General features: G+C 71.3%; 26 protein-coding genes. 9 read left to right on the plus strand and 17 right to left on the minus strand.

Going from position 1 to position 25,884, the window contains the following annotated elements; translation table 11 throughout:
* Window positions 1-88 precede the first annotated feature (88 nt).
* Window positions 89-1,006, plus strand: a complete 918-nt coding sequence (locus ACO0E1_RS01480; protein WP_422872544.1) for a LysM domain-containing protein — start codon at window positions 89-91, stop codon at window positions 1,004-1,006.
* A 165-nt stretch (window positions 1,007-1,171) separates the two neighbouring features.
* Here the strand turns inward: ACO0E1_RS01480 and pgi are convergent, their stop codons facing one another.
* Together pgi and ACO0E1_RS01490 are read right to left on the minus strand one after the other, a co-directional pair.
* Complete coding sequence (gene pgi / locus ACO0E1_RS01485) at window positions 1,172-2,890, minus strand: glucose-6-phosphate isomerase (RefSeq protein ID WP_422872545.1); 1,719 nt, start codon at window positions 2,888-2,890, stop codon at window positions 1,172-1,174.
* A gap of 159 nt (window positions 2,891-3,049) precedes the next feature.
* Complete coding sequence (locus ACO0E1_RS01490) at window positions 3,050-4,042, minus strand: nitronate monooxygenase (protein WP_422872546.1); 993 nt, start codon at window positions 4,040-4,042, stop codon at window positions 3,050-3,052.
* A 104-nt stretch (window positions 4,043-4,146) separates the two neighbouring features.
* Here ACO0E1_RS01490 and ACO0E1_RS01495 point away from each other — a divergent pair, with 104 nt between their 5' ends.
* The gene (locus tag ACO0E1_RS01495; protein ID WP_422872547.1) at window positions 4,147-4,686 is read left to right on the plus strand and encodes an RNA polymerase sigma factor; all 540 of its coding nucleotides are present in this window, start codon (window positions 4,147-4,149) and stop codon (window positions 4,684-4,686) included.
* Window positions 4,676-5,503, plus strand: coding sequence for a hypothetical protein (locus ACO0E1_RS01500; protein ID WP_422872548.1), 828 nt, complete (start codon window positions 4,676-4,678; stop codon window positions 5,501-5,503). Before ACO0E1_RS01495 ends, ACO0E1_RS01500 begins: the two co-directional genes overlap by 11 nt.
* Window positions 5,504-5,564: 61 nt before the next feature.
* Here ACO0E1_RS01500 and rimK read toward each other — a convergent pair whose 3' ends face one another.
* Window positions 5,565-6,755, minus strand: a complete 1,191-nt coding sequence (rimK, locus tag ACO0E1_RS01505) for a 30S ribosomal protein S6--L-glutamate ligase (RefSeq protein WP_281265616.1) — start codon at window positions 6,753-6,755, stop codon at window positions 5,565-5,567.
* Window positions 6,756-6,850: 95 nt separating this feature from the next.
* Here rimK and ACO0E1_RS01510 point away from each other — a divergent pair, with 95 nt between their 5' ends.
* On the plus strand, window positions 6,851-7,333 hold the full coding sequence (locus ACO0E1_RS01510; protein WP_422872549.1) for an ATP-dependent zinc protease family protein: 483 nt from the start codon (window positions 6,851-6,853) through the stop codon (window positions 7,331-7,333).
* A 3-nt stretch (window positions 7,334-7,336) separates the two neighbouring features.
* On the opposite strand, the gene ACO0E1_RS01515 is transcribed toward ACO0E1_RS01510, so the two are convergent.
* The 4 genes from ACO0E1_RS01515 to ACO0E1_RS01530 form a co-directional block, all read right to left on the minus strand.
* A complete protein-coding gene (locus ACO0E1_RS01515) occupies window positions 7,337-8,410 on the minus strand; it encodes a fatty acid desaturase family protein (protein WP_422872550.1) in 1,074 nt (357 codons plus the stop codon).
* Window positions 8,411-8,493: 83 nt separating this feature from the next.
* A complete protein-coding gene (locus ACO0E1_RS01520) occupies window positions 8,494-9,207 on the minus strand; it encodes an ANTAR domain-containing protein (RefSeq protein WP_422872551.1) in 714 nt (237 codons plus the stop codon).
* A 12-nt stretch (window positions 9,208-9,219) separates the two neighbouring features.
* Entirely contained in the window at window positions 9,220-9,918 is a 699-nt protein-coding gene (locus ACO0E1_RS01525) for an ANTAR domain-containing protein (protein ID WP_422872552.1), read from the minus strand.
* Window positions 9,919-10,016: 98 nt separating this feature from the next.
* On the minus strand, window positions 10,017-10,598 hold the full coding sequence (locus tag ACO0E1_RS01530; protein WP_422872553.1) for a TetR/AcrR family transcriptional regulator: 582 nt from the start codon (window positions 10,596-10,598) through the stop codon (window positions 10,017-10,019).
* Between the two features lie 109 nt (window positions 10,599-10,707).
* Between ACO0E1_RS01530 and ACO0E1_RS01535 the strand changes: the two genes are divergently transcribed.
* A complete protein-coding gene (locus ACO0E1_RS01535) occupies window positions 10,708-12,183 on the plus strand; it encodes an MFS transporter (protein WP_422872554.1) in 1,476 nt (491 codons plus the stop codon).
* A gap of 73 nt (window positions 12,184-12,256) precedes the next feature.
* Here ACO0E1_RS01535 and ACO0E1_RS01540 read toward each other — a convergent pair whose 3' ends face one another.
* The 10 genes from ACO0E1_RS01540 to ACO0E1_RS01585 form a co-directional block, all read right to left on the minus strand.
* On the minus strand, window positions 12,257-13,018 hold the full coding sequence (locus tag ACO0E1_RS01540; RefSeq protein WP_422872555.1) for an ABC transporter permease: 762 nt from the start codon (window positions 13,016-13,018) through the stop codon (window positions 12,257-12,259).
* Complete coding sequence (locus ACO0E1_RS01545; RefSeq protein ID WP_422872556.1) at window positions 13,015-13,845, minus strand: ABC transporter ATP-binding protein; 831 nt, start codon at window positions 13,843-13,845, stop codon at window positions 13,015-13,017. Before ACO0E1_RS01545 ends, ACO0E1_RS01540 begins: the two co-directional genes overlap by 4 nt.
* Complete coding sequence (locus tag ACO0E1_RS01550) at window positions 13,842-14,198, minus strand: DUF1048 domain-containing protein (RefSeq protein WP_422872557.1); 357 nt, start codon at window positions 14,196-14,198, stop codon at window positions 13,842-13,844. Before ACO0E1_RS01550 ends, ACO0E1_RS01545 begins: the two co-directional genes overlap by 4 nt.
* Window position 14,199: 1 nt before the next feature.
* A complete protein-coding gene (locus ACO0E1_RS01555; protein ID WP_422872558.1) occupies window positions 14,200-14,538 on the minus strand; it encodes a PadR family transcriptional regulator in 339 nt (112 codons plus the stop codon).
* A 260-nt stretch (window positions 14,539-14,798) separates the two neighbouring features.
* A complete protein-coding gene (locus tag ACO0E1_RS01560) occupies window positions 14,799-15,134 on the minus strand; it encodes a hypothetical protein (protein ID WP_422872559.1) in 336 nt (111 codons plus the stop codon).
* A 92-nt stretch (window positions 15,135-15,226) separates the two neighbouring features.
* Window positions 15,227-15,745, minus strand: coding sequence for a HutD/Ves family protein (locus ACO0E1_RS01565; RefSeq protein ID WP_422872560.1), 519 nt, complete (start codon window positions 15,743-15,745; stop codon window positions 15,227-15,229).
* On the minus strand, window positions 15,742-17,085 hold the full coding sequence (locus ACO0E1_RS01570; protein WP_422872561.1) for an MFS transporter: 1,344 nt from the start codon (window positions 17,083-17,085) through the stop codon (window positions 15,742-15,744). Before ACO0E1_RS01570 ends, ACO0E1_RS01565 begins: the two co-directional genes overlap by 4 nt.
* The gene (locus ACO0E1_RS01575) at window positions 17,082-18,617 is read right to left on the minus strand and encodes an HAL/PAL/TAL family ammonia-lyase (protein ID WP_422872562.1); all 1,536 of its coding nucleotides are present in this window, start codon (window positions 18,615-18,617) and stop codon (window positions 17,082-17,084) included. Before ACO0E1_RS01575 ends, ACO0E1_RS01570 begins: the two co-directional genes overlap by 4 nt.
* A gap of 33 nt (window positions 18,618-18,650) precedes the next feature.
* Window positions 18,651-19,313 (minus strand): IclR family transcriptional regulator, encoded by a 663-nt coding sequence (locus ACO0E1_RS01580; protein WP_422872563.1) that lies wholly within the window; start codon window positions 19,311-19,313, stop codon window positions 18,651-18,653.
* A gap of 70 nt (window positions 19,314-19,383) precedes the next feature.
* Window positions 19,384-20,157, minus strand: coding sequence for an IclR family transcriptional regulator (locus ACO0E1_RS01585; RefSeq protein WP_422872564.1), 774 nt, complete (start codon window positions 20,155-20,157; stop codon window positions 19,384-19,386).
* A 192-nt stretch (window positions 20,158-20,349) separates the two neighbouring features.
* Between ACO0E1_RS01585 and hutU the strand changes: the two genes are divergently transcribed.
* The 4 genes from hutU to hutI are packed head-to-tail and all read left to right on the plus strand — an operon-like array spanning window position 20,350 to window position 25,884.
* Window positions 20,350-22,035, plus strand: a complete 1,686-nt coding sequence (gene hutU, locus ACO0E1_RS01590) for a urocanate hydratase (RefSeq protein ID WP_422872565.1) — start codon at window positions 20,350-20,352, stop codon at window positions 22,033-22,035.
* 2 nt (window positions 22,036-22,037) lie between these two features.
* Window positions 22,038-23,252 (plus strand): allantoate amidohydrolase, encoded by a 1,215-nt coding sequence (locus ACO0E1_RS01595; RefSeq protein ID WP_422872566.1) that lies wholly within the window; start codon window positions 22,038-22,040, stop codon window positions 23,250-23,252.
* A complete protein-coding gene (locus ACO0E1_RS01600; protein WP_422872567.1) occupies window positions 23,249-24,661 on the plus strand; it encodes a formimidoylglutamate deiminase in 1,413 nt (470 codons plus the stop codon). Before ACO0E1_RS01595 ends, ACO0E1_RS01600 begins: the two co-directional genes overlap by 4 nt.
* The gene (gene hutI / locus ACO0E1_RS01605) at window positions 24,658-25,884 is read left to right on the plus strand and encodes an imidazolonepropionase (protein WP_422872568.1); all 1,227 of its coding nucleotides are present in this window, start codon (window positions 24,658-24,660) and stop codon (window positions 25,882-25,884) included. The genes ACO0E1_RS01600 and hutI overlap by 4 nt, the downstream gene beginning before the upstream one ends.

Consider the following 25,884-nt stretch of genomic DNA (forward strand, 5'->3'; position numbering starts at 1 on the left):
CGTCCGCATGGGCCGTTCGACACAGGCGGTGGAGACGGACCGGTGCCGTGACGATCCGTCGGATACGATCTTTCGGCGAGGGGGAACCGTGCACGTCAGGAAGAACGCGATCGCCGTGGTCGGTGTGGCCGTCGTCGTCGCCACGAGCCTCGGCGGGTGCTCGTTGCTGCGGGGTGGCGGTGGCGACCTGCCTGCTCCCACGCGCTCGATCTCCGCATCACCGACTCCGACCCCGTCGACCTCGGCCGATGCGGGCGACTCGGCCGCGGACCTGCTGCGCGAGTCAGCGTCGCCGCGCCCGCCGACGCCGGAACCGTCGCAGGCGTCAGCACCAGCGCCGACGATCTCGACCATCCCGGCGGGCACGGTCGTCACCGAGGGCGACGTCGCTTCGCCGAAGGGCAGCGTCCACTTCCACTACCGGGTCGTCGCCGGTGCCGATGACCACTTCGTCGTGCAGTACTCCGGGTTCACGTCGACGCTCCCGGTTCCCGTGAGTGCGACGTTCCTCCAGGACCCACCCGCGGTCGGCGACGGGCTGACCTACCACGGCATCGGCGACGATCAGCTCGGTGGAGCCACGACCACGCCGTCGGCCGCCGTATCCGTGCCGATCGACGCGGCCGGCTCCGACCCGTCGTGGCTCGGCGCCCTCGTGACGTACTCGTCGGCGACGGTTGACCCGTCCCTCCCGGTCGAGATCGGCCCGGACAAGGTGCTCGCGGTGACGAAGGTCTCGTGGTCGGTGCCCGCGAGGACGACGAACGTGCACCTTGTCGACGGCGGCGCGACGGCGAACGCGAGCGGATCGGTCGCCACGACCACGGCCTCGGGAGCGCCGGCGACCTACGTGATCGCCCTTGGCGACCTGATCGGGGACGTCGCGGCCCGGTTCGGGATCACCGTCGAGACGCTCATCTGGCTCAACGACGGCATGCAGGTGTACGGCAGGCAGCAGTACCTCTACGAGGGCACGACCCTCAACCTGGACCCGCTCCGACGCTGACGCGGACCCCCGACGCCGGTCACAGCGCCGGTGAGATCGCACTTCGTGTCGCATCCGCGCGTCGGGAACCGACACGAAGTGCGATCTCGGCGCCGCGGCAAGGCGGCCGCCGGACACGACGACACCCCGCCGCACGAGGGCGACGGGGTGTCGTAGGGGTTCGTGCTACTTGCGCAGCTCGAGGTACTTCGCGATGAGGGCCTTCGTCGAGGAGTCCTGCGACGCCAGCGCATCGGCGTCACCGTCGACCGCGGGAGCGATCTGCAGTGCGAGCTGCTTGCCGAGCTCGACGCCCCACTGGTCGAACGAGTCGATGCCCCAGATGGTGCCCTCGGTGAAGACGATGTGCTCGTACAGCGCGATGAGCTGCCCGACGACGCTCGGGGTGAGCGCCGGCGCGAGGATCGACGTCGACGGCTTGTTGCCCGTGAACGTGCGCGCCGCGACGATCGCTTCGTCGGTGGTGCCCTCTGCGCGGACCTCGTCGGCGGTCTTGCCGAACGCCAGCGCCTTGGTCTGCGCGAAGAAGTTCGCGAGGAACAGGTTGTGGACGTCCTGCCCCGGCTCCACGGCCTTGCCGTCGCCGGTCTCGTCCTTGAGCGGACGGGCCGGGTTCGCCACCGCGATGAAGTCCGCGGGGATCAGGCGGGTGCCCTGGTGGATGAGCTGGTAGAACGCGTGCTGGCCGTTCGTGCCGGGCTCGCCCCAGAAGACCTCGCCGGTGTCCGTCGTGACGGGCGAGCCGTCCCAGCGGACGCGCTTGCCGTTCGACTCCATGGTGAGCTGCTGCAGGTACGCGGCGAAGCGGTGCAGGTACTGCGTGTACGGCAGGACCGCGTGGCTCTGGGCACCGAGGAAGTTCGAGTACCAGACGTTGAGCAGACCCATCAGGACCGGCACGTTCTGCGCGAGCGGGGTGGTGCGCATGTGCTCGTCGATCGTGTGGAAGCCGGCGAGGAAGTCCTGCCAGTTCTCCTTGCCGATCGCGATGACCACGCTCGTGCCGATGGCCGAGTCGACCGAGTAGCGGCCGCCCACCCAGTCCCAGAAGCCGAACGCGTTCTCGGGGTCGATGCCGAACGCGGCGACCTTGTCGAGCGCGGTCGACACGGCGACGAAGTGCTTGGCGACGGCGTCGTTCTTCGCGTCGTCCGCAGCATCGGTGAGGCCGAGCTTCTCCCAGAGCCACTGCCGCGCCAGGCGGGCGTTCGTCAGGGTCTCGAGGGTGCCGAAGGTCTTCGACGCGACGATGAAGAGCGTGGTCTCGGGGTCGAGGTCCGCGGTCTTCTCGTAGATGTCGGCGGGGTCGATGTTCGAGACGAAGCGTGCCTCGATGCCGGCCTGGACGTAGGGCTTGAGCGCCTCGTAGACCATGACGGGGCCGAGGTCCGAGCCACCGATGCCGATGTTCACGACGGTCTCGATGCGCTTGCCGGTGACGCCCTTCCAGGCACCGGAGCGGACCTGCTCGGCGAAGGCGTAGACCTTGTCGAGCGTGGCGTGCACGTCGGCGTCGACGTCCTGGCCGTCCACGACGAGCGGCGCGGCCGGGGTGAGGTCGCCGCCCTTGGGACGACGGAGCGCGGTGTGCAGGACGGCACGGTCCTCGGTCGGGTTGACGTGCTCGCCCGAGATCATCGCCTGGTAGCGCGCGGCGACGCCGGTGTCCTCGGCGAGCTGCAGCAGCGCGGCGAGGATCTCCTCGGTCACCAGGCCCTTGGACAGGTCGACCGTGAGGTCACCGGCCTGGAACGTGTACTGCTCGGCCCGGCCCGGGTCGCTGTCGAACCACCCTCGCAAGTCCGGCGAGAAGCCGTCGGCGATGCCGGCGAGCGTCTTCCAGGCTTCGGTCGTCGTGGGGTCGACGGGTGCGGATTCGGTCACGGATTCCTCCTGAGCGCATGAACGGGAACGGTCCGCAGACCTCCGCAACGCTGCGACGCGGGCCGCATCCGAGCGTAGTGCGCTCCGAGACGGCGCGTGCACCGCACGGTCAGGCCTGTGGAGAACGACGGGAGGCCCGGGTCGGGTGGCCGGCGCGGCTCACGTGAGCAGGGCCTCCAGGATGTCCGCGACCGGCCGGTCGGCCGCCGCTCGCCAGGACCGACCCGCCCAGAGGTGGAGCGCATGCGGATCGCCCGCGGCGGCGGCCACGGTGCGGATCGGCTTCGTCAGGTGGTGCAGGGCCGGGTACCCGAGCGGCGCGTCCTCGTGCTCGCGGACGAAGCGGTTCACGAGTGCCCGTGCCGGACGTCCGGTGAACGCCCTGGTCAACGCGGTCCGGTCGAAGACCGGGTCGGCGAGGGCATCGCGGTGGGTCCGGTTCGTCCCTGCCTCGTCGGCACGGAGCACGAGGGTGCCGACCATCGCGGCACCGGCGCCGGCGAGCCGGACGGCCTCGACGTCGGCCGCTCCCCCGATGCCGCCCGCAGCGATGACGGGCAGGTCGACCGCGCGACGGACGGCCCTGACGAGTTCCGGCAGCGGTTCCCACAGCGGCTCGGCGGCCGGGTCCAGCACGGCCGAGTGTCCGCCGGCGGCCTCGCCCTGCACGACCAGGACGTCGACACCGCGTTCGGCGGCGGCGAGTGCCTCGGCCCGGTTCGTCACGGACTGCATCGTGATGGTCTCGCGCTTCCGGAACTCCCACACCAGGTCGGCGTCCGGCAGCCCGAACGTGAACGACACGACCGGCACCGGGTCGTCGAGGAGCAGCGCGACCTTGTCCGCCCAGGCGTCGTCGTCCTCGCACTTGTCCGGCAGGCCCTCGACTCCGAGGGCATCGCGGTACCGGTCGTACGCATCGTCGGTGATCGGCACCGGGTTCGGCGCGAAGAGGTTCACACCGAAGCGGTCGGTCGCGCTGCGGACCTCGGCGATCTGCATGGCGAGGTCGTCGACGGTGCGGTAGCCGGCGGCGAGCTGTGCGAAGTGACCGGCACGGGCGGCGGCCACCACCAGCGCCGGGGTCGTCGGACCGCCCGCCATCGGGGCGACGTGCACGGGCGTGCGGAGCGGTGCGGGGAGGTCGGTCACCCCTCGATCCTGCACCCGCGGTGGCACGCCCGACACGCCGGAGTCGTGCCGGCCGCTGTCAGGATCGCGGATTCCTCGACACTTCTGGGGTGAGAGGGGGCACCGTGGACCAACCCACCGACGCCGACGCCGCACTGGCACGTCGGCTCGCACTCGGCGACCGCGCCGCACTGGCCGAGGCGTTCGACCGCTTCGCACCGACACTGACCCGCTACGCCTGGGCCCTGGCAGCCAGCAAGCAGGACGTCGAGGAACTCGTGCAGGACACGATGCTCACGCTCTGGCAGAAGGCAGCGACGATCGACCTGCCCACCGGCACACTCCTGCCGTGGCTGCTCGTCGTCTGCCGCAACCACGCCAAGAACCAGGCCCGCCGCATCGCCAAGAACGCCGGCGACGAACTCCCCCAGGAGCTCGCCGCGCCGGCCGATGCCGACGACGCCCGCGAACGGCTCCGCTGGGTCCGCGACGAGATCGCCGCGCTCCCCGAGGTCGACCGGGAGATCTGCGAACTCTGCCTCCTCCAGGGGCACACCTACTCCGAAGCCGCCACGATGCTCGGTCTGAGTGTCGGCGCGGTCACCCAACGGGTCTCACGCTCACGTGCACGACTCAGGAAGGCGGTGACGCACGATGAACACTGAACCTCCCCAGGGAGACGACCTGCAGCGGATGCTCGTCTCGATGAAGCAGAACGTGCTCGCCCGCGCCGAGGCCGATCGACCGGCACCCGAGCGCCGCGGACGTCGCGCCGGCATCGTGATCGGCATCATCGCGGTCCTCGGCATCGGCGTCGGCAGCGGTGCCGTCGCACTCGGCATGGTCCCGCAGCCCTTCACCGCCGCACCGGCACCCTCGCCGACCGTGACCGAGCCGCCGGAGACCCCGACGAAGTCCTCCGCACCCGTGATCAGCGAGCCGACGGCCACTCCCACGCCGACACCGACCCGCAAGCCCTTCGCGCTCGACGATCCGTCCACCTGGACGATCAGCGGCGACGAGTTCGGCCCCCTCGCGATCGGAGGTGAGACGGGAGCCGAGACGGACGACCTCGTGGGCGCCTACCAGCACGACAGCGCCGACGACGTCTGCGGCCCGGAGTTCGGAAGTTCCTGGGTACGGGACGGCCAGCCGACCCTTCTCGTCTGGTCCGCGAACGGACGGGTCATCGGGGTGAACGCATGGGTACCGCCCGGAGTCGCAGAACGCGGCGTCATCGGCCCGACCACGTCGTCCGGCATCGGGATCGGGTCGACGATCGACGAACTCCGCGCGGCCTACCCGGACCTCGTCGACGACCCCGTCAACACCAAGGACATCGAGCCCCTCCCCGCCCCGGATGCGTACAAGGCGTGGAAGACCGAGACCGAGACGGGCTGGATCACGTTCGTCCTCGGTGACGACGGGGTGCACGTGGACAACGTCCTCATCGGGGAGATGTCCAGCGTCTCCTGCGACTGAGGGCGCCGGAACGTGCCGGGCGGGAAGCGTTCATGGGGGGCGCTTCCCGCCCGGCGTGGGGTCACTGCTCGGGCAGGGGCTCCTTCGGCAGCTTCCGCAGCTTGGCACGGCGCTTCCGACGCTCGGGGATCATCGAGCGCATCTCCTCGAGCTTGCCGAAGCACAGCAACCGGTCACCCGGCTCGAGTGCGACGCCGCTCCGCGGGTTCGGGATGACGTTCGACCCACGGTGCAGGGTGAGGACCGTGATGTCACGGTCCCAGAGCCCGGAGTCCTTGATGGTCTTGCCCACCAGGTCGGCGTTCGTGTGCACGAGGAGTTCGGCCACGCCGTAGCCCGTCGACACCGACAGCCGCTGCCGGACGTCGATCTCGGGGAACGCGACCTGGTTCGCGATGAAGTCGATGATCGCGCCGGCGATGTCGAGGCCCGTCGCCCGCTCGATGCCCTCGAGCCCCGGGGACGAGTTGACCTCCATCACGAGGGGCCCGTCGTTGCCCTCGAGCATGTCGACCCCGGCGACCCGCAGGCCCATGATCTGCGCCGACCGGACCGCCGCCTCCTCGTACTCCGGGGTCAGCGTGACCTGCTCGACCGTGCCGCCACGGTGCACGTTCGAGCGGAACTCGTCGCCGCTCGCACTCCGGCGCATCGCCGCCACGACCCGGTCGCCGACGACGAGCGCGCGGATGTCCTTGCCGCGGCTCTCCGAGATGAAGCTCTGGATGAGGACGTTCTGCTTGGTGGAGTGCAGGGTCTCGACGATCGACTCGGCGACCTTCGCCTCCGGCGCCAGGATCACGCCGATGCCCTGGGTGCCCTCGAGGAGCTTGATCACGACCGGGGCTCCGCCGACGCGCTCGATCGCTCCGCGGACGTCGGCACGCCCGGCGACGAACGTGGTGGCCGGCATGCCGATGTCGTGGCGGGACAGGATCTGGTTCGCGCGGAGCTTGTCACGGGAGTTCGTGATGCCGTTCGCGGTGTTCGGCGTGTACACGTCCATCTGCTCGAACTGCCGGACGACCGCGGTGCCGTAGTACGTGATCGAGTTCCCGATGCGGGGCAGGATCGCGTCGTAGTCCGAGAGCAGCTTGCCGCGGTACTGCAGGTCGGGCGCGTCCCCGGTCAGGTCGATCGCGAAGCGCAGGGTGTTGAGGACCTTCACCTCGTGACCACGGTCGAGCGCTGCCGCCCGGAGCCGCTGCGTCGAGTACGCCTGCGGGGCGCGCGAGAGGATGGCGAGTTTCATCGAGGAGGCTCCGCGGGTTCTGGGATGGCGACGGCGACGCTCCATGCTGTCAGACGGACCACGCATACCGCGCGTGGTCCTGCCAGGATGGGGACATGGCCGACGCCCCGAAGACCACCCGTCGCGGGCCGATCGTCTCCGGGTGGCGTGAGTGGGCGGCGCTGCCGGACCTCGACATCCCGTGGATCAAGGTCAAGCTCGACACCGGTGCACGGACCTCCGCCCTGCACGCGTTCGACCTCGACGAGCTCCCGGGGAACCGGGTCCGCTTCTCGGTGCACCCCTGGCAGGACTCCGACGCCGACCCGCAGACCGTCGAGTGCGAGGTCCACGACCGTCGCGTGATCCGCAGTTCCTCGGGGCACACCCAGGAGCGCATCGTCGTCCGCATGGCGATCGAGCTCGCGGGTCACTCGGTCGACGCCGAGGTCACGCTGAGCAACCGCGACCAGATGGGCTTCCGGATGCTCATCGGGCGAGAAGCACTGCGACAGGGCTTCGTCGTCGACCCCGCCCGGTCGTTCCTCGCCGGACGGGCACCGAAGGAGATCCGCCGACGCAACCGCGGACGGGTCTGACGCCTAGCGGAACCGCTCGACCATCGGACACGCGAAGGGGTCGGACGCGGACAGCCCGACCTCGTTGAGGTACCGGACGACGATCGCGTACGAGTGCACGAGCGTCGTCTCGGTGTACGGCACGTCCTGCTCGGCGCAGTACTGCCGGACGATCCCTCGCGCAGCCCGCAGGTTCGGCCGCGCCATGCTCGGGAACAGGTGGTGCTCGACCTGGTGGTTCAGCCCGCCCATGAAGTACTCCACCCACCGGCCGCCGGTGATGTCGCGGGAGGTCAGCACCTGGCGCGAGAAGAAGTCCACGCGGCGACCGGCCTCGATGATCGGCATCCCCTTGTGGTTCGGCGCGAACGCGATGCCCATGCAGAACCCGAAGACGCCGAGCTGGACGCCGAGGAACGCGAACGCCACGCCGAGCGGCAGGAACCAGAACACGGCGCCGAAGTACAGGACGAACCGTCCGAGGAACACCGAACCCTCCGCCCAGCGCCGCTTCACACCGTCGCCACTGGTGTAGGTGCGGATGGACTGCCAGTGCAGGTTCGCGCCCTCGACGAGGAGCATCGGGAAGAACGCGTACCCCTGCACCCGCACGAGCACCCTGAGGAACCCGGTGCGGCTCGCGGCGTCCTCCGGTCGGAACGAGATCGCGTCGAAGGAGATGTCCGGGTCCTTGCCGACGGTGTTCGGGTTGGCGTGGTGCCGGTTGTGCTTGGTGATCCACCACGCGTAGCTCACACCGGTCAGGAACGTGCCCGCGTACCGAGCCGCACGGTCGTTCCAGGTGTGGGACGCGAAGACCTGCCGGTGCGCGGCCTCGTGGGACAGGAACGCGAACTGCGTGAAGACCAGGCCCAGGACGCCGGCGACGATCAGCTGCCACCAGGAATCGCCCAGCACGGCGAACGATCCCCCGGCGAGCGCGAGCACGGCCGTGAGGACGACGATCAGCCCCCAGTACCAGCCGGTACGCCGCGCGAGGAGCCCCTCGTCCTTGATGCGGCCGAGGAGCGCGGTGTAGCTCGACGTCCCGCTCGGTCCCGCGGGCCGGTGCCCGGTGGGAGTGTACGTCTCAGCCATGGTGGCCTCCTGGTTCGGCTCCGCTGCCGTAACCAGGGACCAGGGCTACACACCGGATCGTACGCCGACGATCCTCGCGCTCCTCAGGGCAGGACCAGCCGCCGCTCGATGATCGCCCGCGCGACGTCGGCCAGCGGTTCCTGGTGCGACCTGGCGTACCGGCGGATCAGCGCGAACGACGTCTCCATGTCGACCTGGTGGGTGTGCGCCACGAAGCCCTTCGCCTGCTCGATGACGACCCGGCTGTCCAGAGCGTGCTGGAGCTGGCGCTGTGCGATGTCGGCGTGTTCGAGGGTCCGCTGCTGCAGGATGCTGATGGTCGCGACGTCGGTGAGGGCCTGCGCGGCGAGGGCGTCGTCCGGGTTCAGCTCCCCCTCGGACTCACGGAACAGGTTGAGCGACCCGAGGGTCGTCTCGCGCAGTCGCATCGGGATGGAGAGCACGGACGCGTAGCCGAACTGCGCCGAGGCGTTCGCGAACCGCGGCCACCGCTCCTGCATCTCGGCGGGGTTGCGGACGGAGACCTGTCGTCCGGTGGCGAAGCACTCCACGCACGGCCCCTCGCCGGCGTTGAGCTGCAGCAACCCGACGAAGCTCGACCGCTCGCTCGTCGACGCCAGCACCTCGAGCTCCTGGTGCTGGTTGACGAGCAGGATCCCTGCGGCGGACGCGTCGAAGAGGTCCACGACGGTGTCGACGAGGTTCTGCAGGAGTTCGACGACGTCGTAGTCGTCGACGAGGGTGTCGGTGAGCGCCACGAACGTCTCGACGAGGCGGTGCTCGCGTGTCGATGCCATGATGTGTGCTCCCTAGCTCTCGTGACCGTACGGTCGGTCGAGGTCGATGCGTCTGGCGATGACGTCGGATGCCACTTCCCGCACGGTCCGCTCGGTGGCGAACGCGTGCGCCTGCAGGACGAGCAGCGCGTCCGCGACGGTGACACCGAGCTGCGCGGCCACCATCCCCGTCGCCTGGTGGACCTCTCTCCGCGAGTATCGTCCCTGGTCCATGTCAGCGCGTCCGTCGGACGCCGCGTCGAGGAGGGCGCCGCGCAGGACACGCCTGGCCGCCACCTCGGTGAGTTCGACCGCGCCACGGATCTGCCCGACGGTGAGCACGTGCGCCCGGTCGACGGACAGGTCGACCGCACCGACGGGGATGTTCCCGATCCGCATGGGGAACGAGAACACCGCGCCGATGCCGGCGCGGAGCAGTGCCTCCAGCGCTGCGGGCCAGCGGTCACCGGTCGTCGCCGACAGATCCGGTTCGAGCACCGGCCGGCGGATCGCGAGCGACTCCCAGCACGGCCCCTCACCGAGGTCGAGCTGGATCTCGTCGACCCGTTCGGCGATGGCGTCGCTGGCGCACACCGTCGCGGAGCCGAGCGGGTCGCCGAGCGTCGAGATACCGACTCCGGAGACCGGCAGGACGGCGAGGAACGCCGGGCAGAGGTCGGCACCGTCGGGGGCGGCTTGCATGGAATTCGCGGCGGCGGTGAACTCGCTCATCGGGGCCTTCGGTGGAGGTAGACCGTGCTGGACATGAAGCGCTCCTTCGGCCGCGCGATCGGACGCCGCGCACGGCACTGTCCGATTCGCGCTCCACGCTACTCGACCTGGTCGGTACCCGGTGCACGGAGCAGGGCACGGAGCGCGTCGTCGAGCGGCCCGGCGATCGCCGGGTCCGAGGCGGACGCGAGCGGTTCCACCCGGGTGGACGTCCGGAGCATCGTCATGCCGAGCACGACCGACAATGCGATCTCGGCGCGGAGCAGCAGGTCCTCGGTGACGTCGGCGGCGACCACGCCCGCGAGCCGTTCCGCGTAGCGCCGGAGCGTCTCCCGCCGGATCGCGTCGGCACCGTCGTCGCCGGACGACCGCAGCAGCAGCATGAGCTGGACGGAGTCGTCGTCGCTCGGCGACCGAACGCTGTGCCCGACGAGCTCGCGCAGCGCGTGCTCGAGGTCGGGGGGACGGACGACGTCCGGGTCGAGGTCGTGCACCACGCGGTCCAGGCACGCGCGGAACAGGCCCTCTTTCGACACGAAGTACCGGTTGATCAACGCGACGTTGACCCCGGCGTCCGCCGCGATGTCCCGCACCGTCGTCGCCTTGTACCCGTCGAAGGCGAACCGGCGCCTGGCGGCCTCCACGAGGAGCCGCCGGGTGGCCGCAGCGTCCTTGCTCATGGTCGAAGCGTACCGGGACGAGCCACGATGTAAGCAACTGTTGACATCTGGCGGGAACTCCGTACGATCGTCGAGTCAACAACTGTTTACACGACGAGCACGGAGCACGATGACCGAGACACTGCAGAGCCCGCGGACCGGATCGCACCCGACCACCGACGGACGCCGACCGAACAGCACGGCGATCATCGTCTACCTGTCCCTCGGCGGCCTGTCCTTCGCCGTCCTGCAGTCGCTGGTCGCACCCGCCCTGTCGACCATCGGCCAGGACCTCGGCGTCTCGACGAGCGCCGCGAGCTGGGTGCTCACCGCCTACCTGCTGTCGGCGTCGGTGCTCACGCCGATCCTCGGTCGTCTCGGCGACATGATCGGCAAGCGCAAGGTGCTCATCGTGGTCCTCACGATCCTCCTGGTCGGCGCGGGCACCGCAGCCCTCGCACCGAACCTCGGGACGCTCATCGTCGGGCGTGCCCTGCAAGGTGCCGCTGGCGCCGTGATGCCGCTCTCCATCGGCATCGTCCGTGACGAGCTCCCGAAGGAGAAGGTCAGCGTGACGATCGGCCTGCTCTCGGCGATCTTCGGCATCGGCGCGGGGGTCGGCATCGTCGCCGCAGGCCCGATCGTCGAGCACCTGTCGTGGCACTGGCTGTTCTGGCTGCCCGCCGTGCTCGTGGTCATCGCGCTGCTCGGAGCGATCTTCGGCATGCCGGAGTCCCCGGTCCGCAAGCCCGGTCGACTCGACATGGTCGGCACCCTCGTGCTCGCCGTCTCGCTCGTGTCGATCCTGATGGCGATCAGCGAGGGCGAGACCTGGGGCTGGGGCGACGGCAAGACCATCGGGCTGTTGGTCCTCGGCGCCGTGGCACTCGTCGCGTTCGTGCTGGTCGAGCTCCGGGTCGCCGAACCCCTCATCGACGTGCGGCTCTTCGCCGTCCGTGGCGTCTGGACCGCGCACGTCGTCGCGCTGGTGTTCGGCTTCGCGATGTTCGGCACGTTCGTCCTCGTCCCGACGCTGCTCCAGCTCCCGACGGCCGTCGGGTACGGCTTCGGCAAGGACGTCACCGAGGCCGGGCTCTTCCTGCTGCCGACCGTCGTCATGATGGTCGTCGCCGGGCCGATCGCCGGCGTGCTCGTGCGGAAGGTGGGCCCGAAGCCGCCGATGCTCCTCGGCGGGATCGCCATCGTCGCCGCGTTCCTGCTGCCCGCGATCGCGCACGGCGAGCTCTGGCAGGTCGTCGTCTCGGGCGTCCTCACCGGCATCGGCATCGGCTTGGCGCTCGCGGCGTGCTCGAACGCGATCATCGAGAGCGTCCCGGCGAACCAGACCGGCGAGGCGATCAGCGCCAACACCGTCGTCCGCACGATCGGCTCGAGCGTCGGTACCGCCGTCATCGCCGCCCTGATCACCTCGCACAGCACGCCCCAGGGGCTGCCGACCGACGACGCGTTCACGATCGGGTTCTGGGCGTGCACCGGTGTGGCGGTCCTCGCGGTGCTCGCCGCACTGGCCGCGCCGTCGATGCGCGCCCGCCGGGCAGCAGCCCGGGCGGCCGGGATCACCGACCTCGACGAGGTCGCCGAGTAGCACCGGACCGGTGACGGACGGGAGGCTCGGTGCCAGCTGGCACCGAGCCTCCCGTCCGGTGGGTGGCCCGCGCTCAGCCGACCTTGCGTCGGTACTGCAGGGTCGCGACGACCGTCGCGACCACGAGGATCCCGACGAGCCAGGCGAGCGCCACCCAGATGTCGGATCCGACCGCCTGCTGCGCGAAGAGGGCGCGGATCGTGTCGACGATCGACGTCACGGGCTGGTGCTCGGCGAACCAGCGGACCGGCCCCGGCATGGTGTCCGTCGGGACGAACGCCGAGCTGATGAACGGCAGGAAGATCAACGGGTAGCTGAAGGCGCTCGCGCCGTCGACCGTCTTGGCGGACAGCCCCGCGATCACCGCGACCCAGGTCAGCGCCAGCGTGAAGAGCAGCAGGATCCCGGCGACCGCGAGCCACGCTCCGACACCCGCACCGGTGCGGAACCCCATGGCGAACGCGACACCGACGACCACGACGAGCGAGACCGTGTTCGCGACCAACGACGTCAGGACGTGCCCCCAGAGCGCACTCGACCGGGCGATCGGCATGGACTGGAACCGCTCGACGATGCCCTTCTGCATGTCGAGGAACAGGCGGTAGGACGTGTACGCGATGCCCGATGCCACCGTGATCAGGAGGATCCCCGGCAGCAGGTAGTCGACGTACGACCCCGTGCCGGTGTCGATCGCGCCGCCGAACACGTACGTGAACAACAGCAGGAACGCGATCGGCATCACTGCGGTCGTGATGATCGTGTCCGGGCTCCGCAGCACGTGGCGCAGCGACCTGCCGGTCAGGGCGGTGGTGTCGGCGATGACGTGCGTGCTCATGCTGCGCTCCTGGTGCTCGTCCCGGTCGTGATCGCCAGGAAGACCTCTTCGAGGGTGGGCTGCTGCTCGACGTACTCCACGCGCGTCGGTGGGAGCAGTCGCTTCAGGTCGGCGAGGGTGCCGTCGGCGATGATCCGACCCTCGTGCAGGACCGCGATGTGGTCGGCGAGCTGTTCGGCCTCGTCGAGGTACTGCGTGGTGAGGAGCACCGTCGTGCCGGCGGCGGCGAGCTCGCGGACCGCCGTCCAGACCTCGATGCGGGCCTGGGGGTCGAGGCCGGTGGTCGGCTCGTCGAGGAACACGACGGCGGGGTCCCCGATCAGGCTCATCGCGATGTCGAGTCGACGCCGCATCCCGCCGGAGTACGTGCCCGCACGCCGGGCCCCGGCGTCGACGAGGTCGAACCGGGCGAGCAGGCGGTCCGCGACCCCGCCGGGATCGGCCAGGTGCCGGAGCCGCGCCATCAGGGCGAGGTTCTCGCGGCCGGTCAGGACGTCGTCCACCGCGGTGAACTGCCCCGTGAGGCTGATCGCCTGACGGACGTCCGAGGCACGGGTCACGACGTCGTGCCCCTGCACGCTCGCGGTGCCGCCGTCCGGCTTGGTCAGGGTGGCGAGGATCCGCACCACCGTGGTCTTTCCGGCGCCGTTCGAGCCGAGCAGGGCGGTGATGCTGCCCCGCTGTACCTCGAGGTCGAGGCCACGGAGGACGTGGAGGGTGCCGAAGGACTTGTCGAGCCCCCGGACAGCGATCGCCGCGACGGCGGTGTCCCGGACGGCGGTGTCCCGGGCGGCGGTGTCCCGGGCGGCGGTGTCCCGGGCGGTCATGACTCCGCCGCCTGTTCCTCGGTCGCCTGGGCGATGGCGTCCTGCAGCCGCTGCTGCTCCTTGCTGAGCCAGGCGCCGAGGCCGTAGTTGCGCTTGAACTCCTCAGCGAACTCGATCGCGTCGTCCCCGACGACGCTCGCGACGGGGGTACCGTCCGCGGCTGCGCGCTCGAAGAGGTCCGCGAGGTCGTCGAGCATGCGCATGAGACGCTCGGCGTCGCTCGGGCCGGTGACCATGAGGTAGCGCTCGATGCCCTCGACCGCGGTGCCGTAGCCGGCCGGGAGCGCCTTGACGCAAGCCTTGTACTCGCGCCACTCCCGCTTGTCGCCGATGAGCTTGGTGATGATGGACATGTCAGTTCCCCTGCGTGGTCTGTGTGCGGAGCTGGTCGAGTCGTTCTGCGAGGAAGCTCCAAGTCCTCCAGAACTCGGTGAGACGGTCCCGCCCCTGGTCGGTGATGGAGTACACCTTCCGTGGCGGGCCCTTCTCCGACGGCACCTTCTCGACGTCGACCAGGCCGCGCTGTTCGACGCGGACGAGGAGTGCGTAGACGGTGCCCTCGGCGATGTCGCTGAAGCCCTGGTCCCGCAACCATGCGGTGATGTCGGCTCCGTGCGATGGTGTGGATGCGACGACGGCGAGGACGATGCCCTCGAGGACGCCCTTGAGCATCTCGGTGTCCTGCTTGCCCATGACCCCTCCTGCTACTCAGTATTGATGACTACCGGTACAAAGTAACACTGACTACCGGTACATAGCAACACCGAGTACCGACAAATCCGCGGTTCCTTCGAGGAGCCGGCTCGGGTCGCGCCCCCGTGCGGACATCGCGCCCCGTCGCGCGCGGGCGCGGTGTCCGCAGCGGGGCGCAACGCCGTCCGCGGCCTGGCACAGACGGACGGGAGGCCCGGTGCCGGCTGGCACTGTGCCTCCTGTCCGTCAGGAGGTCGCGATCAGCGCGCGGTGCGGCGGAAGAAGAAGCGCGCGACCGCGCGGAGGCCACCGGACGGCTTCGCCGGACGGGCGACGCGCTGCGGTGCCTGGAAGGCGACGTCGTGCAGGTTGTTGCGCTTGGAGCCGTCCCAGTTGGCGAAGAGGTACGAGCCGCCGATCATCGACAGGCTGCGGACCCGTGCCCGGTGCCACTCGCCCGCTCGGACGACGTACCCGGAGTGCCCGGAGTGGATGTTGCGGATCACCGTGTCCACGTCGATGACGCTCGTCGTGGTGACGACGGCGGTGATGCCCGTTCGGTCGCGGGCGACGTACTCGATGATGTGTTCGGTCACAGAAGGGGCTTCGGGTCGGCATGCAGGGATGGGAACCGCCGTTGCTTCCACGATCAGGATACGTCCACACACCGACATGCGGTAGCGCCCGCTCAGGACGTGCGGGCCACCGCAACCCGGCCGGAGCCCGTCAGCGTTCCCTGGCCGATGCACGTGTCCCCGAACGCGAGCGGTCGCCCGTCGCACCGGACGTCGCCGTCGAGCAGGACCACGGCGAGCGCGTCGGCGCCCGGCGAGAACGACCCGGCGACGGTCGCGACGCACAGGTCGGGTCGGCCCACCCCACGGCGGACCATGAGGTTGAGGTCGTACGCGGCCTCGGTCACCCCGACGGCTGCGACCGCCGACTCCCCCGCGAAGGCGATGCCGTCGTACTGCCCGAGCACCGTGCGGACGCCGTCCACGTCGAGCACGAGCCCGTGCTCACCGAGGGCCACGAGCATCCGGTCCACGCCGGGCAACGGGGAGAACGGCGCCGACGAACCCACCGTCGCGATGCTGAGCCGCACGTCGAAGTCCCCCGCTGACGGCGTCCGCCAGAGCTCCACGGTCTCCCCGAGTCCGTTCGCCCACCGGGTCGACCCGGTCTCGGCGAAGCGGACGACCGTCACGCGAGTCCGTCGTCGTCGAGCGACGTGTGCGAGGTCTCCGGCGCGAGCAGGATCGACACGACCATGCCGACGACGAGCACGGCGGCGAGGGCGAGCAGCGTCGCGCTGATGCCCCACCCGGCGAGCGTGATCGGCAGCAGGAAGGTGCCGATGGCCGACCCGATGCGGCTCACCCCGTTGAGGAGGCCGACGCCGGCCGCGCGGACGTTCGTCGGGAAGAGCTCAGGCGGGTAGACCTGGTCGAGGTTCGAACTGCCCGACATCACGAACGTGAAGACCAGGAACGGCGGGAGCACCGCCCAGACCGGTGCGTGGCTGCCGAGTGCGACCACGGCGAGCGCGACGGCCATGATGCCGAACGTCCAGATCACGAGCGGACGACGACCGATCCTGGCGACCGCCCAGAGTCCCGCGATCCCGCCCAGCAGCAGGAACACGTTGAGCAGCAGTCCTGACGCGAACCCGTCGGCGTCCATCCCGAGGCTCAGCAGGATGACGGGCAGGAACGTGTAGATCGCGAAGTACGGGATGACCTGCGCGTTGTAGAACACGGTGCCGAAGACGGTCCGCCGCAGGTTCCGACCGGTGAAGAGGTCCCGGTAGCGACCGGGGCGCGCGGTCGAGTGCGTCGCCGCCACCGCGTCGACGTCGAGTTGTCCCGGCAGGTACTCCGCGACGATCGCGCGGGCTTCCTCGATGCGGCCCTTCGTGATCAACCACCGCGGTGACTCCGGCGTGCCGACCCGCAGGATGAGCACGACGATGGCCGGGATCGCGCCGCTCGCGAGCAGGAAGCGCCAGCCGAGGTCGGACGGGATCGTGCTGATCCAGGTGCCGATGAAGTACGCCGCCGTGTACCCGACGGTCCACGCGACGGTGAGCGAGGCGAGCAGGCCGCCGCGGAAGCGTGCCGGGACGAACTCGGCGACGAGGGTCGGCCCGAGCGCGTAGTCCGCGCCGACGCCGAAGCCGATGAGCAGGCGCAGCACGAACAGCGACACGGGTTCGTGCACGAAGAACTGCGCTGCCGACGCGACGACGATGAGCACGAAGTCGAGCATGTAGATGAGTCGGCGGCCGAACAGGTCGCCGAGCCACCCGCACGTGATGCTGCCGACGAAGATGCCGATGAGCACCGAGCTGGCGATGAGGCCCGACCACAGGGCGTCGACGTGCATGCCTGGGCCGATGAGGGTCAGTGCGATCCCGATGCTGCCGAGGGCGTAGCCGTCCGAGAAGTTCGCACCGAAGGTGAGCGCGGTGATGCGGAGGTGGAAGCGGCTGAGCTTCTCGGGACGGTCCTGGTGCACCGCGGGGGTGCCGGTCGAGGACGATGTCATGGTGCTCCGATGGTCGGTGTTCCCGTGATCTCGATGAGCTCGTCCGAGCAGACCAGGGCGTAGAGGGTCTCGATGTCCTCGCCGAACGCACGGTCGTGTTCGGCGAAGGGGACGTCACGGCGGACGCGGGTCCGGACGGCGGCGAGCGCCGGGGAGCTCGCGTCGATCGAGTCGAGCAGGTCGGTGGCCTGTGCGGCGGTGAGCAGCTCGATCGCGAGCACGTACCGGAGGCGGTCCACAGTACGGGTCGCTTGCTGGGTGGCGAGGTACGCGTTGCTGATCGGGTCCTCCTGCCCGGCCGACGTGGGGATCGAGTCGATCGTCGCCGGGGACGCCTCGCCGCGGATCTCCATCACGAGGGCGGCGGCGGTGTACTGCGGGATCATCAGGCCGTTGTCGAGCCCCGGGTTCCCGGCCAGGAACGGCGGCAGTTCGCTGACCGTGCTGTTCACCATGCGGTCGACCCGGCGTTCGCTGTGGTGGGCGAGGACCGCGGCTGCGGCCTTGAGCGAGTCCATCGCGAGGCCGATCGACGTCGCGTCGAAGTTCCCGCCCATCACCGCGTCACCGTCACCGCTGCCGTCGCCGAACAGCACCGGGTTGTCGCCGAGGGAGCCCAGGGCTTCGTCGACGATCGTCGCAGCGTCGCCGAAGGCCCGTGCGACGGACCCGTGCAGCTGGGGCATCGCGCGGATCAGGTAGGGGTCCTGCACGCGGTGGTCCCGGTGCCGCTCGGCGAGGGAGCTGCCGTCGAGCAGCCGCGCGATGGTGCTGGCCGACCGCTGCTGCTCGGGGGCGCGGCGGAGTGCGTGCAGGCGCGGGTCGAGGGCCCTGGTCGTGCCGCGGAGCGCCTCGAACGACAGCGCGCCGATCACGTCCGCGTGCCGCAGTGCGCTCGTGGCGTCGTGCACGGCGAGGGCGGCGATGCCGGTGACGCTCATGATGCCGTTGAGGAGCGTCAGCCCCTCCTTGGCCTCGAGCCGGATGGGCGACAGTCCCGCGGCGTGCAGCGCGTCCGCCCCCGGGAGCACCGCGCCGCCGAACCGGGCGCGCCCGCGACCGATCAGGACGAGGGCGATGTGCGCCTCGAGCGCGAGGTAGCCGAGGGAACCCGAACCGGGCACGACCGGCGTGACGCCGCGGTTCAGCAGCTCGCGGACGAGTTCGAGGGTCTGCAGGCGGGTGCCGGAGTACCCGCGGCCGAGGTGGCCGAGCATCGTGACGAGGATCGCCCTGACCTGTTCGTCGGGGATCGGCGCGCCGACGGACACGGCGTGGGACACGATGATGTTCTCCTGGAGCCGCCGGGTGTCCTCCGGGGAGATCGTCTCGGTGTAGTTGTCGCCGAACCCCGTCGTGACGCCGTAGACCACGCGCCGGTCGGCGACGAACTTCGTCACGAGTGCCGCCGCGGCGTCGACCCGGGCTTCGTACGCGGCCGAGAACGAGACCGCGGCGCCGTGCCTGGCGACGGCGACGACCTGCTCGATCGACAGTTGCGCGTCGTCGAGGTGCACATCGGTGGGCTGCATCGGGCGTCGTTCTTTCCTGCGGGACGGAGGGTGTCAGCGGGCGGGTTCGTACACCGACGCTGCTTCGCGGACGAGCCAGCCGCCGATCCGGGCGACGTCGTCGGCGGTGGTCAGGCGGTAGCTCGGGACCAGGCAGGACATCGCGGCGACGACCCGGCTGCCGGCGGAGATCGGCACGGAGACCGCGGTGACGTCCTTCTCGGCGCCCTCGACGACCACGACGAACCCGTCGGGCCCGACGTCGCCGAGCAGGACCCTGCCGACCGCCGTGTCCTCCACGGGGATGGCGCGCCCGACCCACCCGACGTGTCGGATGGACTGCGTGCCCTCCGCGATCGCGAGGTGCACCGCGGTGTTCCCCGTCCCGAAGACGCTGAGGTAGCAGGACTCGGTCGTGCCGTCCGCGACACGTCGCATCGCATCGCGGGCCTGGACGACCAGGGCCGTGTTCGAGAGTGCTGCGGCGCCGAGCTGCACGAGGTGCGGGCCGGCGGTGAACAGCCCGTCCTCGTCGCGGCGGACGAACTCGTGCGACTCGAGCGCCCGGAGCAGTCGGAGCGCCGTGCTCGCGGACAGGTCGGCGCGCCGTGCGACCTCGGTGAGGGTGAGTCCGTCCGCGTCACACACCAGCCCGAGCAGGCGGAGCGCTCGGTCGATCGTCCGCATGCCGGGCCCGCCGGTGGGTTCCTGCTCCATGCTGCCACCCTATGCAAACGTGCTGCCACTGAGTAGCAGTTGTCGTTTCGGGTGGATGAAATCGGATCGCTCACTTCTGTGCCGGACCGTCCGATCCGCCGATCCGCCGCGACAGCTCCCCCGCGACGCGCGCCACCTCCTGCACCAGACCGTCCGGGGGCGTGCCGTCGTCGTCGGACCGGTACGTGCACGCCACGCTCGCAACCGGCCACCCGCTCCCGTCGAGCACGGCCACGCCGACCGAGGCGAGTCCCTGCGTGACGGCGCCGACCTCGGTGGCGACCCCTGCCTCCCGGATCAACGCCAGCTCGGCCCGGAGCGCGCGACCGTCGGACGGCCCCGTGCCGGTCCGCGACACGAACGCCGAGTCGGACGGGTACAGCGCACGGAGCTGTGCCGGTGGCAGCGCGGCGAGCATCGCCTTCCCGCTCGCGGTGAGGTGCGCCGGCAGCCGGACCCCGACCTCGGTGATGAGCGTCGGCCGGTGCCGCGCGCGCTCCTCGACGACGTACACGACCTCGGCGCCGTGCATGACCGCCAGGTGGGCGCTCTCCCCGGTCCGGTCCACCAGGGTCGCGAGCAGCGGTGCGCCGAGCAACGAGAGCGGCTGCTGGCGCGTGAACCCGGACCCGAGCTCGAACGACGCGAGGCCGAGCGCGTACCGCCGACTCTCGGGGAGGTGGATCACGAACCCGTGGTCGACCAGCGTGGCCAGCAGTTGGTACACGGTGGAACGCGGGAGTCCGAGCCGCGTCGCGATGACGGTCGCCGCCATCGGACCACGCTGTGCGCCGAGCACGGTCAGGATGCGCAGCGTCGAGTCCGCCGCAGGGGCCTTGGGCACGGTCCTCCTGTCGCCGCCGTGTTTCGTGTCCGGTATCCCGGACACTACCTGTCGTGGAGCGCCCTGCGGAGCGCGGCGTTCGTGTCGGATGGTCGTGGCAGCCGTGGACCGGCCGGCACACGCCCCGGCCGCCAGGCACCTCCGCCGGCCCCCGGCCCCCACGCGACGACGCACAGCCCGAGAAGGAGCACCATGACCCCCACCGGACAGCCCACCCCGAGCACGGTCGGCGCCCGCCCCGTCCGTGCGGCCCGCGGCACGGAGCTCAGCGCGAAGAGCTGGCAGACCGAGGCACCGCTGCGGATGCTGATGAACAACCTCGACCCCGAGGTCGCGGAACGCCCGGACGCCCTCGTCGTCTACGGCGGCACCGGCCGCGCCGCCCGCAGCTGGGAGGCGTTCGACGCGATCGTGCACGCACTCCGCGACCTGGAGTCCGACGAGACGCTCCTGGTGCAGTCCGGCAAGCCCGTCGGCATCTTCCGCACGCACGAGTGGGCGCCGCGGGTGCTCATCGCGAACTCGAACCTCGTCGGCGACTGGGCGACGTGGCCCGAGTTCCGCAAGCTCGAGGCGGAGGGCCTGACGATGTACGGGCAGATGACCGCGGGATCGTGGATCTACATCGGCACGCAGGGCATCCTGCAGGGCACCTACGAGACCTTCGCCGCCGTCGCCGACAAGCGGTTCGGGGGCACCCTCGCCGGCACGATCACGCTCACCGGCGGCTGCGGCGGCATGGGCGGCGCACAGCCGCTCGCGGTGACGCTCAACGGCGGCGTCGCCCTGGTCGTCGACGTGGACGCGAGCCGCCTGCAGCGCCGCGTCGAGCACCGGTACCTCGACGAGATGACGGACGACGTCGACGACGCGATCGAGCGGGTCACCCGCGCGAAGGCGGAGCGGCGGGCGCTCTCGGTCGGGCTCGTCGGCAACGCGGCCACGGTCTTCCCCGAGCTCCTCCGGCGCGGCGTCGCGATCGACGTCGTCACCGACCAGACCAGCGCGCACGACCCGCTGAGCTACCTGCCGGAGGGCTACGACGTCCCGACGTGGCACGACCGCGCCGAGCAGGACCGCGACACGTTCATCGACGACTCGCGCCGGTCCATGGCGAAGCAGGTCGAGGCGATGGTCGGGTTCATGGACGCAGGCGCCGAGGTCTTCGACTACGGCAACTCCATCCGGCGCGAGGCCGAGCTCGCCGGCTACGACCGCGCGTTCGCGTTCCCCGGCTTCGTGCCCGCCTACATCCGCCCGCTCTTCGCAGAGGGCAAGGGCCCGTTCCGCTGGGCGGCCCTGTCCGGCGACCCCGCCGACATCGCGGCGACCGACCAGGCGATCCTCGAGCTCTTCCCCGAGGACGAGAAGCTCCGTCGCTGGATCACCTCGGCGTCCGAGAAGGTGCAGTTCGAGGGGCTCCCCGCACGCATCTGCTGGCTCGGCTACCAGGAGCGGCACCTCGCCGGCCTGAAGTTCAACGAGCTCGTCGCGAACGGCACGATCTCCGCACCGATCGTCATCGGCCGCGACCACCTCGACTCCGGATCGGTCGCGTCCCCCTACCGCGAGACCGAGTCGATGCGGGACGGCTCGGACGCGATCGCCGACTGGCCGCTCCTGAACGCCCTGCTCAACACCGCGTCCGGCGCGACCTGGGTGTCCATCCACCACGGCGGCGGCGTCGGCATCGGCCGGTCCATCCACGCCGGGCAGGTGATCGTCGCGGACGGCACCGACCTCGCCGCGGAGAAGATCGCCCGCGTGCTGGTGAACGACCCGGGCACCGGTGTGATGCGCCACGTCGACGCCGGCTACGAGCGTGCCGAGGAGGTCGCCCGCGAACGTGGCCTCCGCGTCCCCATGTGGGAGGTCTGAGCGTGACCGACTCGGGCGCGACGGTCCTCCCGGGGTTGGCCGAGATCGCCGAGGTCGGGCGGGACACCGTCCGCGGCGGGTACTCCCGGCACCTGCTCGACGACGCCGAGCGCGACCTCCGCGACTGGTTCGTCGAGCGGGCGGAGCGCCTCGGCCTCGACGTCGAGCACGACCGGAACGGCAACACCTGGGCGTGGTGGGGCGTACCTGGGCCCGATGCGTTCGTCACGGGCTCGCACCTCGACTCGGTCCCCGGCGGCGGCGCCTTCGACGGCCCGCTCGGCGTCGTCTCGGCGCTCGACGCCGTCGCGCGTCTGCAGCAGGAGGGGCACCGCCCGTCGCGACCGACGGCGATCGCCGTCTTCGCCGAGGAGGAGGGCGCACGCTTCGGTGTCGCCTGCCTCGGGTCGCGCCTGCTGAGCGGTGCCATCAGCCCGGAACGCGCGCTCGCGTTGACCGATGCGGACGGCACCAGCCTGGAGGCAGTGCTCGCCTCCGCCGGCATCGACCCGTCCGCCGTCGGTCCGGATCCGGATCGTCTGGCCGGCATCGGCACGTTCGTCGAGCTGCACGTCGAGCAGGGACGCGGACTCGTCGACCTCGGGTCGCCCGTCGCGCTCGCGTCGAGCATCCTCGGGCACGGCCGCTGGCGCTTCCGGTTCTCCGGGCAGGGCAACCACGCGGGCGCGACGCTCATGAGCGACCGGCGCGACCCGGTCGTCGCGGCCGCAGCAGCCATCGCCGGCGTGCCCGGGATCGCCCGTGCCGCGGCGGACGCCCGAGCGACGGTCGGACGACTCCGAACGGTCCCCGGCGGGACGAACGTGATCGCGTCGACCGCCGAGTTCTGGCTCGATGCCCGAGCCGGCGAGGACACCGTGACCCGCGCCGTCGTCGAGGCGATCGTCGCCGCGGCCGAGGACGCCGCCACCGCGAACGGCTGCACACTCGAGGTGACCGAGGAGTCCTGGTCGAGCCGCGTCGACTTCCCGGAGGGACCGCGGGCGGCGATCGACCGCGTGCTCGCGGGGGACGTCCCCGTGCTCCCCACGGGCGCCGGCCACGATGCCGGGGTCCTCTCCGCGCACGTCCCGTCCGCGATGCTCTTCGTCCGGAACCCCACCGGCGTCTCGCACGCGCCGGAGGAGTGGTCGGACGCCGACGACTGCGCCGCCGGGGTCGAGGCGCTCACGACCGTGATGCGGGCGTCGACGTGACCGGCAGCACCGCCGGTGCGGCCGCGGTCCACTGCGGGACCGCGGTCGTCGACGGCGTCGCACGGTCCGACGTCCGCCTCAACGTCGACGGGGCTGGTCGCATCACCGCAGTGGCGGTCGGCGTCTCGCCCCGCGTCGGGGACCTGCGGCTCGGCACCGTCCTCGCCGGCTCCGGCAACGCCCACTCGCACGCGTTCCACCGGGTGCTCCGCGGCCGGACCCACGCGGACGGCGGCGACTTCTGGCAGTGGCGCACCGCGATGTACCGAACCGCCGCAGCCCTCGACCCGGACACGTACCGTCAGCTCGCGGTCGGCGTCTTCGCGGAGATGGTCGCCGCCGGCTGGACCGCCGTCGGGGAGTTCCACTACGTGCACCACCGCCCCGACGGGTCCCGGTACGACGACGAGAACGCCGTCGGGCTGGCCCTCGCCGACGCCGCGCGCGAGGTCGGCATCCGCCTGACCCTGCTCGACACCTGCTACCTCACCGGAGCGCCGGGGCTGCCCCTCGCGGGGGAGCAACGCCGGTTCGGTGACGGGTCGGCGGCGGCATGGCTCGACCGCTGGCACGGCCTCCGAGCCGCGGTCGGCGACGACCCGCTCGTGACGGTCGGCGCCGCGGTGCACTCCGTCCGCGCCGTCGCACCCTCCGACGTCGCGGTGATCGCGAGCGGGCTCCCCGAGGACGTCCCGCTCCACGTGCACCTGTCCGAGCAGCCCGCCGAGAACGAGCAGAGCGTCGCCGCCTACGGCGTCCGCCCGACGCGGGTGCTCGCGGACGCCGGGGCGCTCGGTCCTCGGCTGAGCGTCGTGCACGCCACGCACCTGACCGACGACGAGATCGTCCTGCTGGGGAACGCCGGCGTATCCGCGGTGCTCTGCCCCACGACCGAGGCGGACCTCGGCGACGGCGTCGGCCCAGCCAGGCGGCTCGCCGACGCCGGTGCGACCATCGCGCTCGGGTCCGACCAGAACGCCGTCGTCGACCCGTTCCTCGAGGTCCGCGGGCTCGAGGCGGGCGAACGCCTCCACGCCCGGCAGCGCGGGGTCTTCTCCCCGCGGGAGCTCGACGCCGTGCGGTCCACCGCCGGCTACCGGTCCCTGGGCGTCACCGGGGGCATCCGCGTCGGCGCCGTGTGCGACCTCGTCGAGATCGACCCCGCGACCGTCCGCACCGTCGGCGCCCGGACGGAGCAGCTCCTGCTCGCGGCGACGGCGTCCGACGTGCTCCGGGTGGTCGTGGGTGGCCGGGTCGTCGCCGACCGCGGCGTGCTCGTCGACGGCCGCTCCCCCGCGGCGCTGCTCCACGACGCGATCGACGTGATCGACTCGACCGACCCGACCAACGCTGCCGACCCTGCCGAACCGACCGACCCGATCGACCCGACGAAGGGACCGCGCGTATGACGAGCGAACTCATCACGGACATCGGCGAACTCCGCACGATGGACCCGGCGGACGCCGACGGCCCCGGCACGTCCGACGCAGCCGCCGCGTCCGTCGTCCGCCGCGACCACGCCGTCGTCGTCGAGGACGGCCGCATCGCGTGGATCGGCCCGGCAGCCGGCGCTCCTCCCGCCGACCACCGCACGAGCGTCGGTGGCCGCGCCTGCCTGCCCGGCTGGGTCGACTCGCACACGCACCTCGTCTTCGCCGGCGACCGCGCGACCGAGTTCGTGGACCGGATGGCCGGGCGCCCGTACGAGGCGGGCGGGATCATGACCACGGTCGCGGCGACCCGGAACGCGACCGGCGACGAGCTCGGCCGGAGCGCCGCGGCCCTCGTCGACGAGGCCGTCGCACAGGGCACGACGACGATCGAGGCCAAGACCGGCTACGGCCTGGACGTCGACACCGAGCTCCGGCTCGCCAGGATCGCCGCGCAGGTCGCGGACGTCGTGACCTTCCTCGGCGCCCACGTGGTACCACCGGGAGTCGATCGGCGGACGTACCTCGACCTCGTCACGGGCCCGATGCTCGACGCCGTCCGCCCGCACGTGGGGTTCATCGACGTCTTCTGCGAATCGGGAGCGTTCTCCCCCGACGAGGCGCGTGCGGTGCTCCTCGCCGGCCGCGCAGCGGGGCTCGGACTCCGGGTGCACGGCAACCAGCTCGGCGAGACCGGCGGCGTCGCGCTCGCCGTCGAGCTCGGCGCAGCGAGCGTCGACCACTGCAACCACCTGTCGGCGACGGACGTCGACGCGCTCGCGGGGTCCGACACGATCGCCACCCTGCTGCCGGCGTGCGACCTGTCGACCAGGGCGCCGTTCGCGCCGGCCCGAGCACTGGTCGACGCCGGAGCCCGGATCGCGCTCGCGTCGAACTGCAACCCGGGCACGTCCTTCACGTCGTCGATGCAGTTCCAGGTCGCCACCGCGGTGCTCCAGCAGCGGCTCACGCTCGAGGAGGCGCTCGGTGCGGCGACCCTCGGTGGCGCGGCAGCGCTCCGCTTCGACACCGGAGCCGATGCCGTCGGCAGCATCCGCGTCGGCGGGCCGGCCGACCTGCAGGTGGTCGACGCGCCGACGGCCGCACACATCCCCTACCGGATCGGCACACCGCTGACCGCCGCCGTCTGGCGACGCGGCCGACGGACCACCGGGGTCACCGCCGTGGGCGGGCCCCGGTAG

This window comes from Curtobacterium guangdongense (genome assembly GCF_049341845.1).
Classification (GTDB): Bacteria; Actinomycetota; Actinomycetes; order Actinomycetales; family Microbacteriaceae; genus Curtobacterium; species Curtobacterium guangdongense.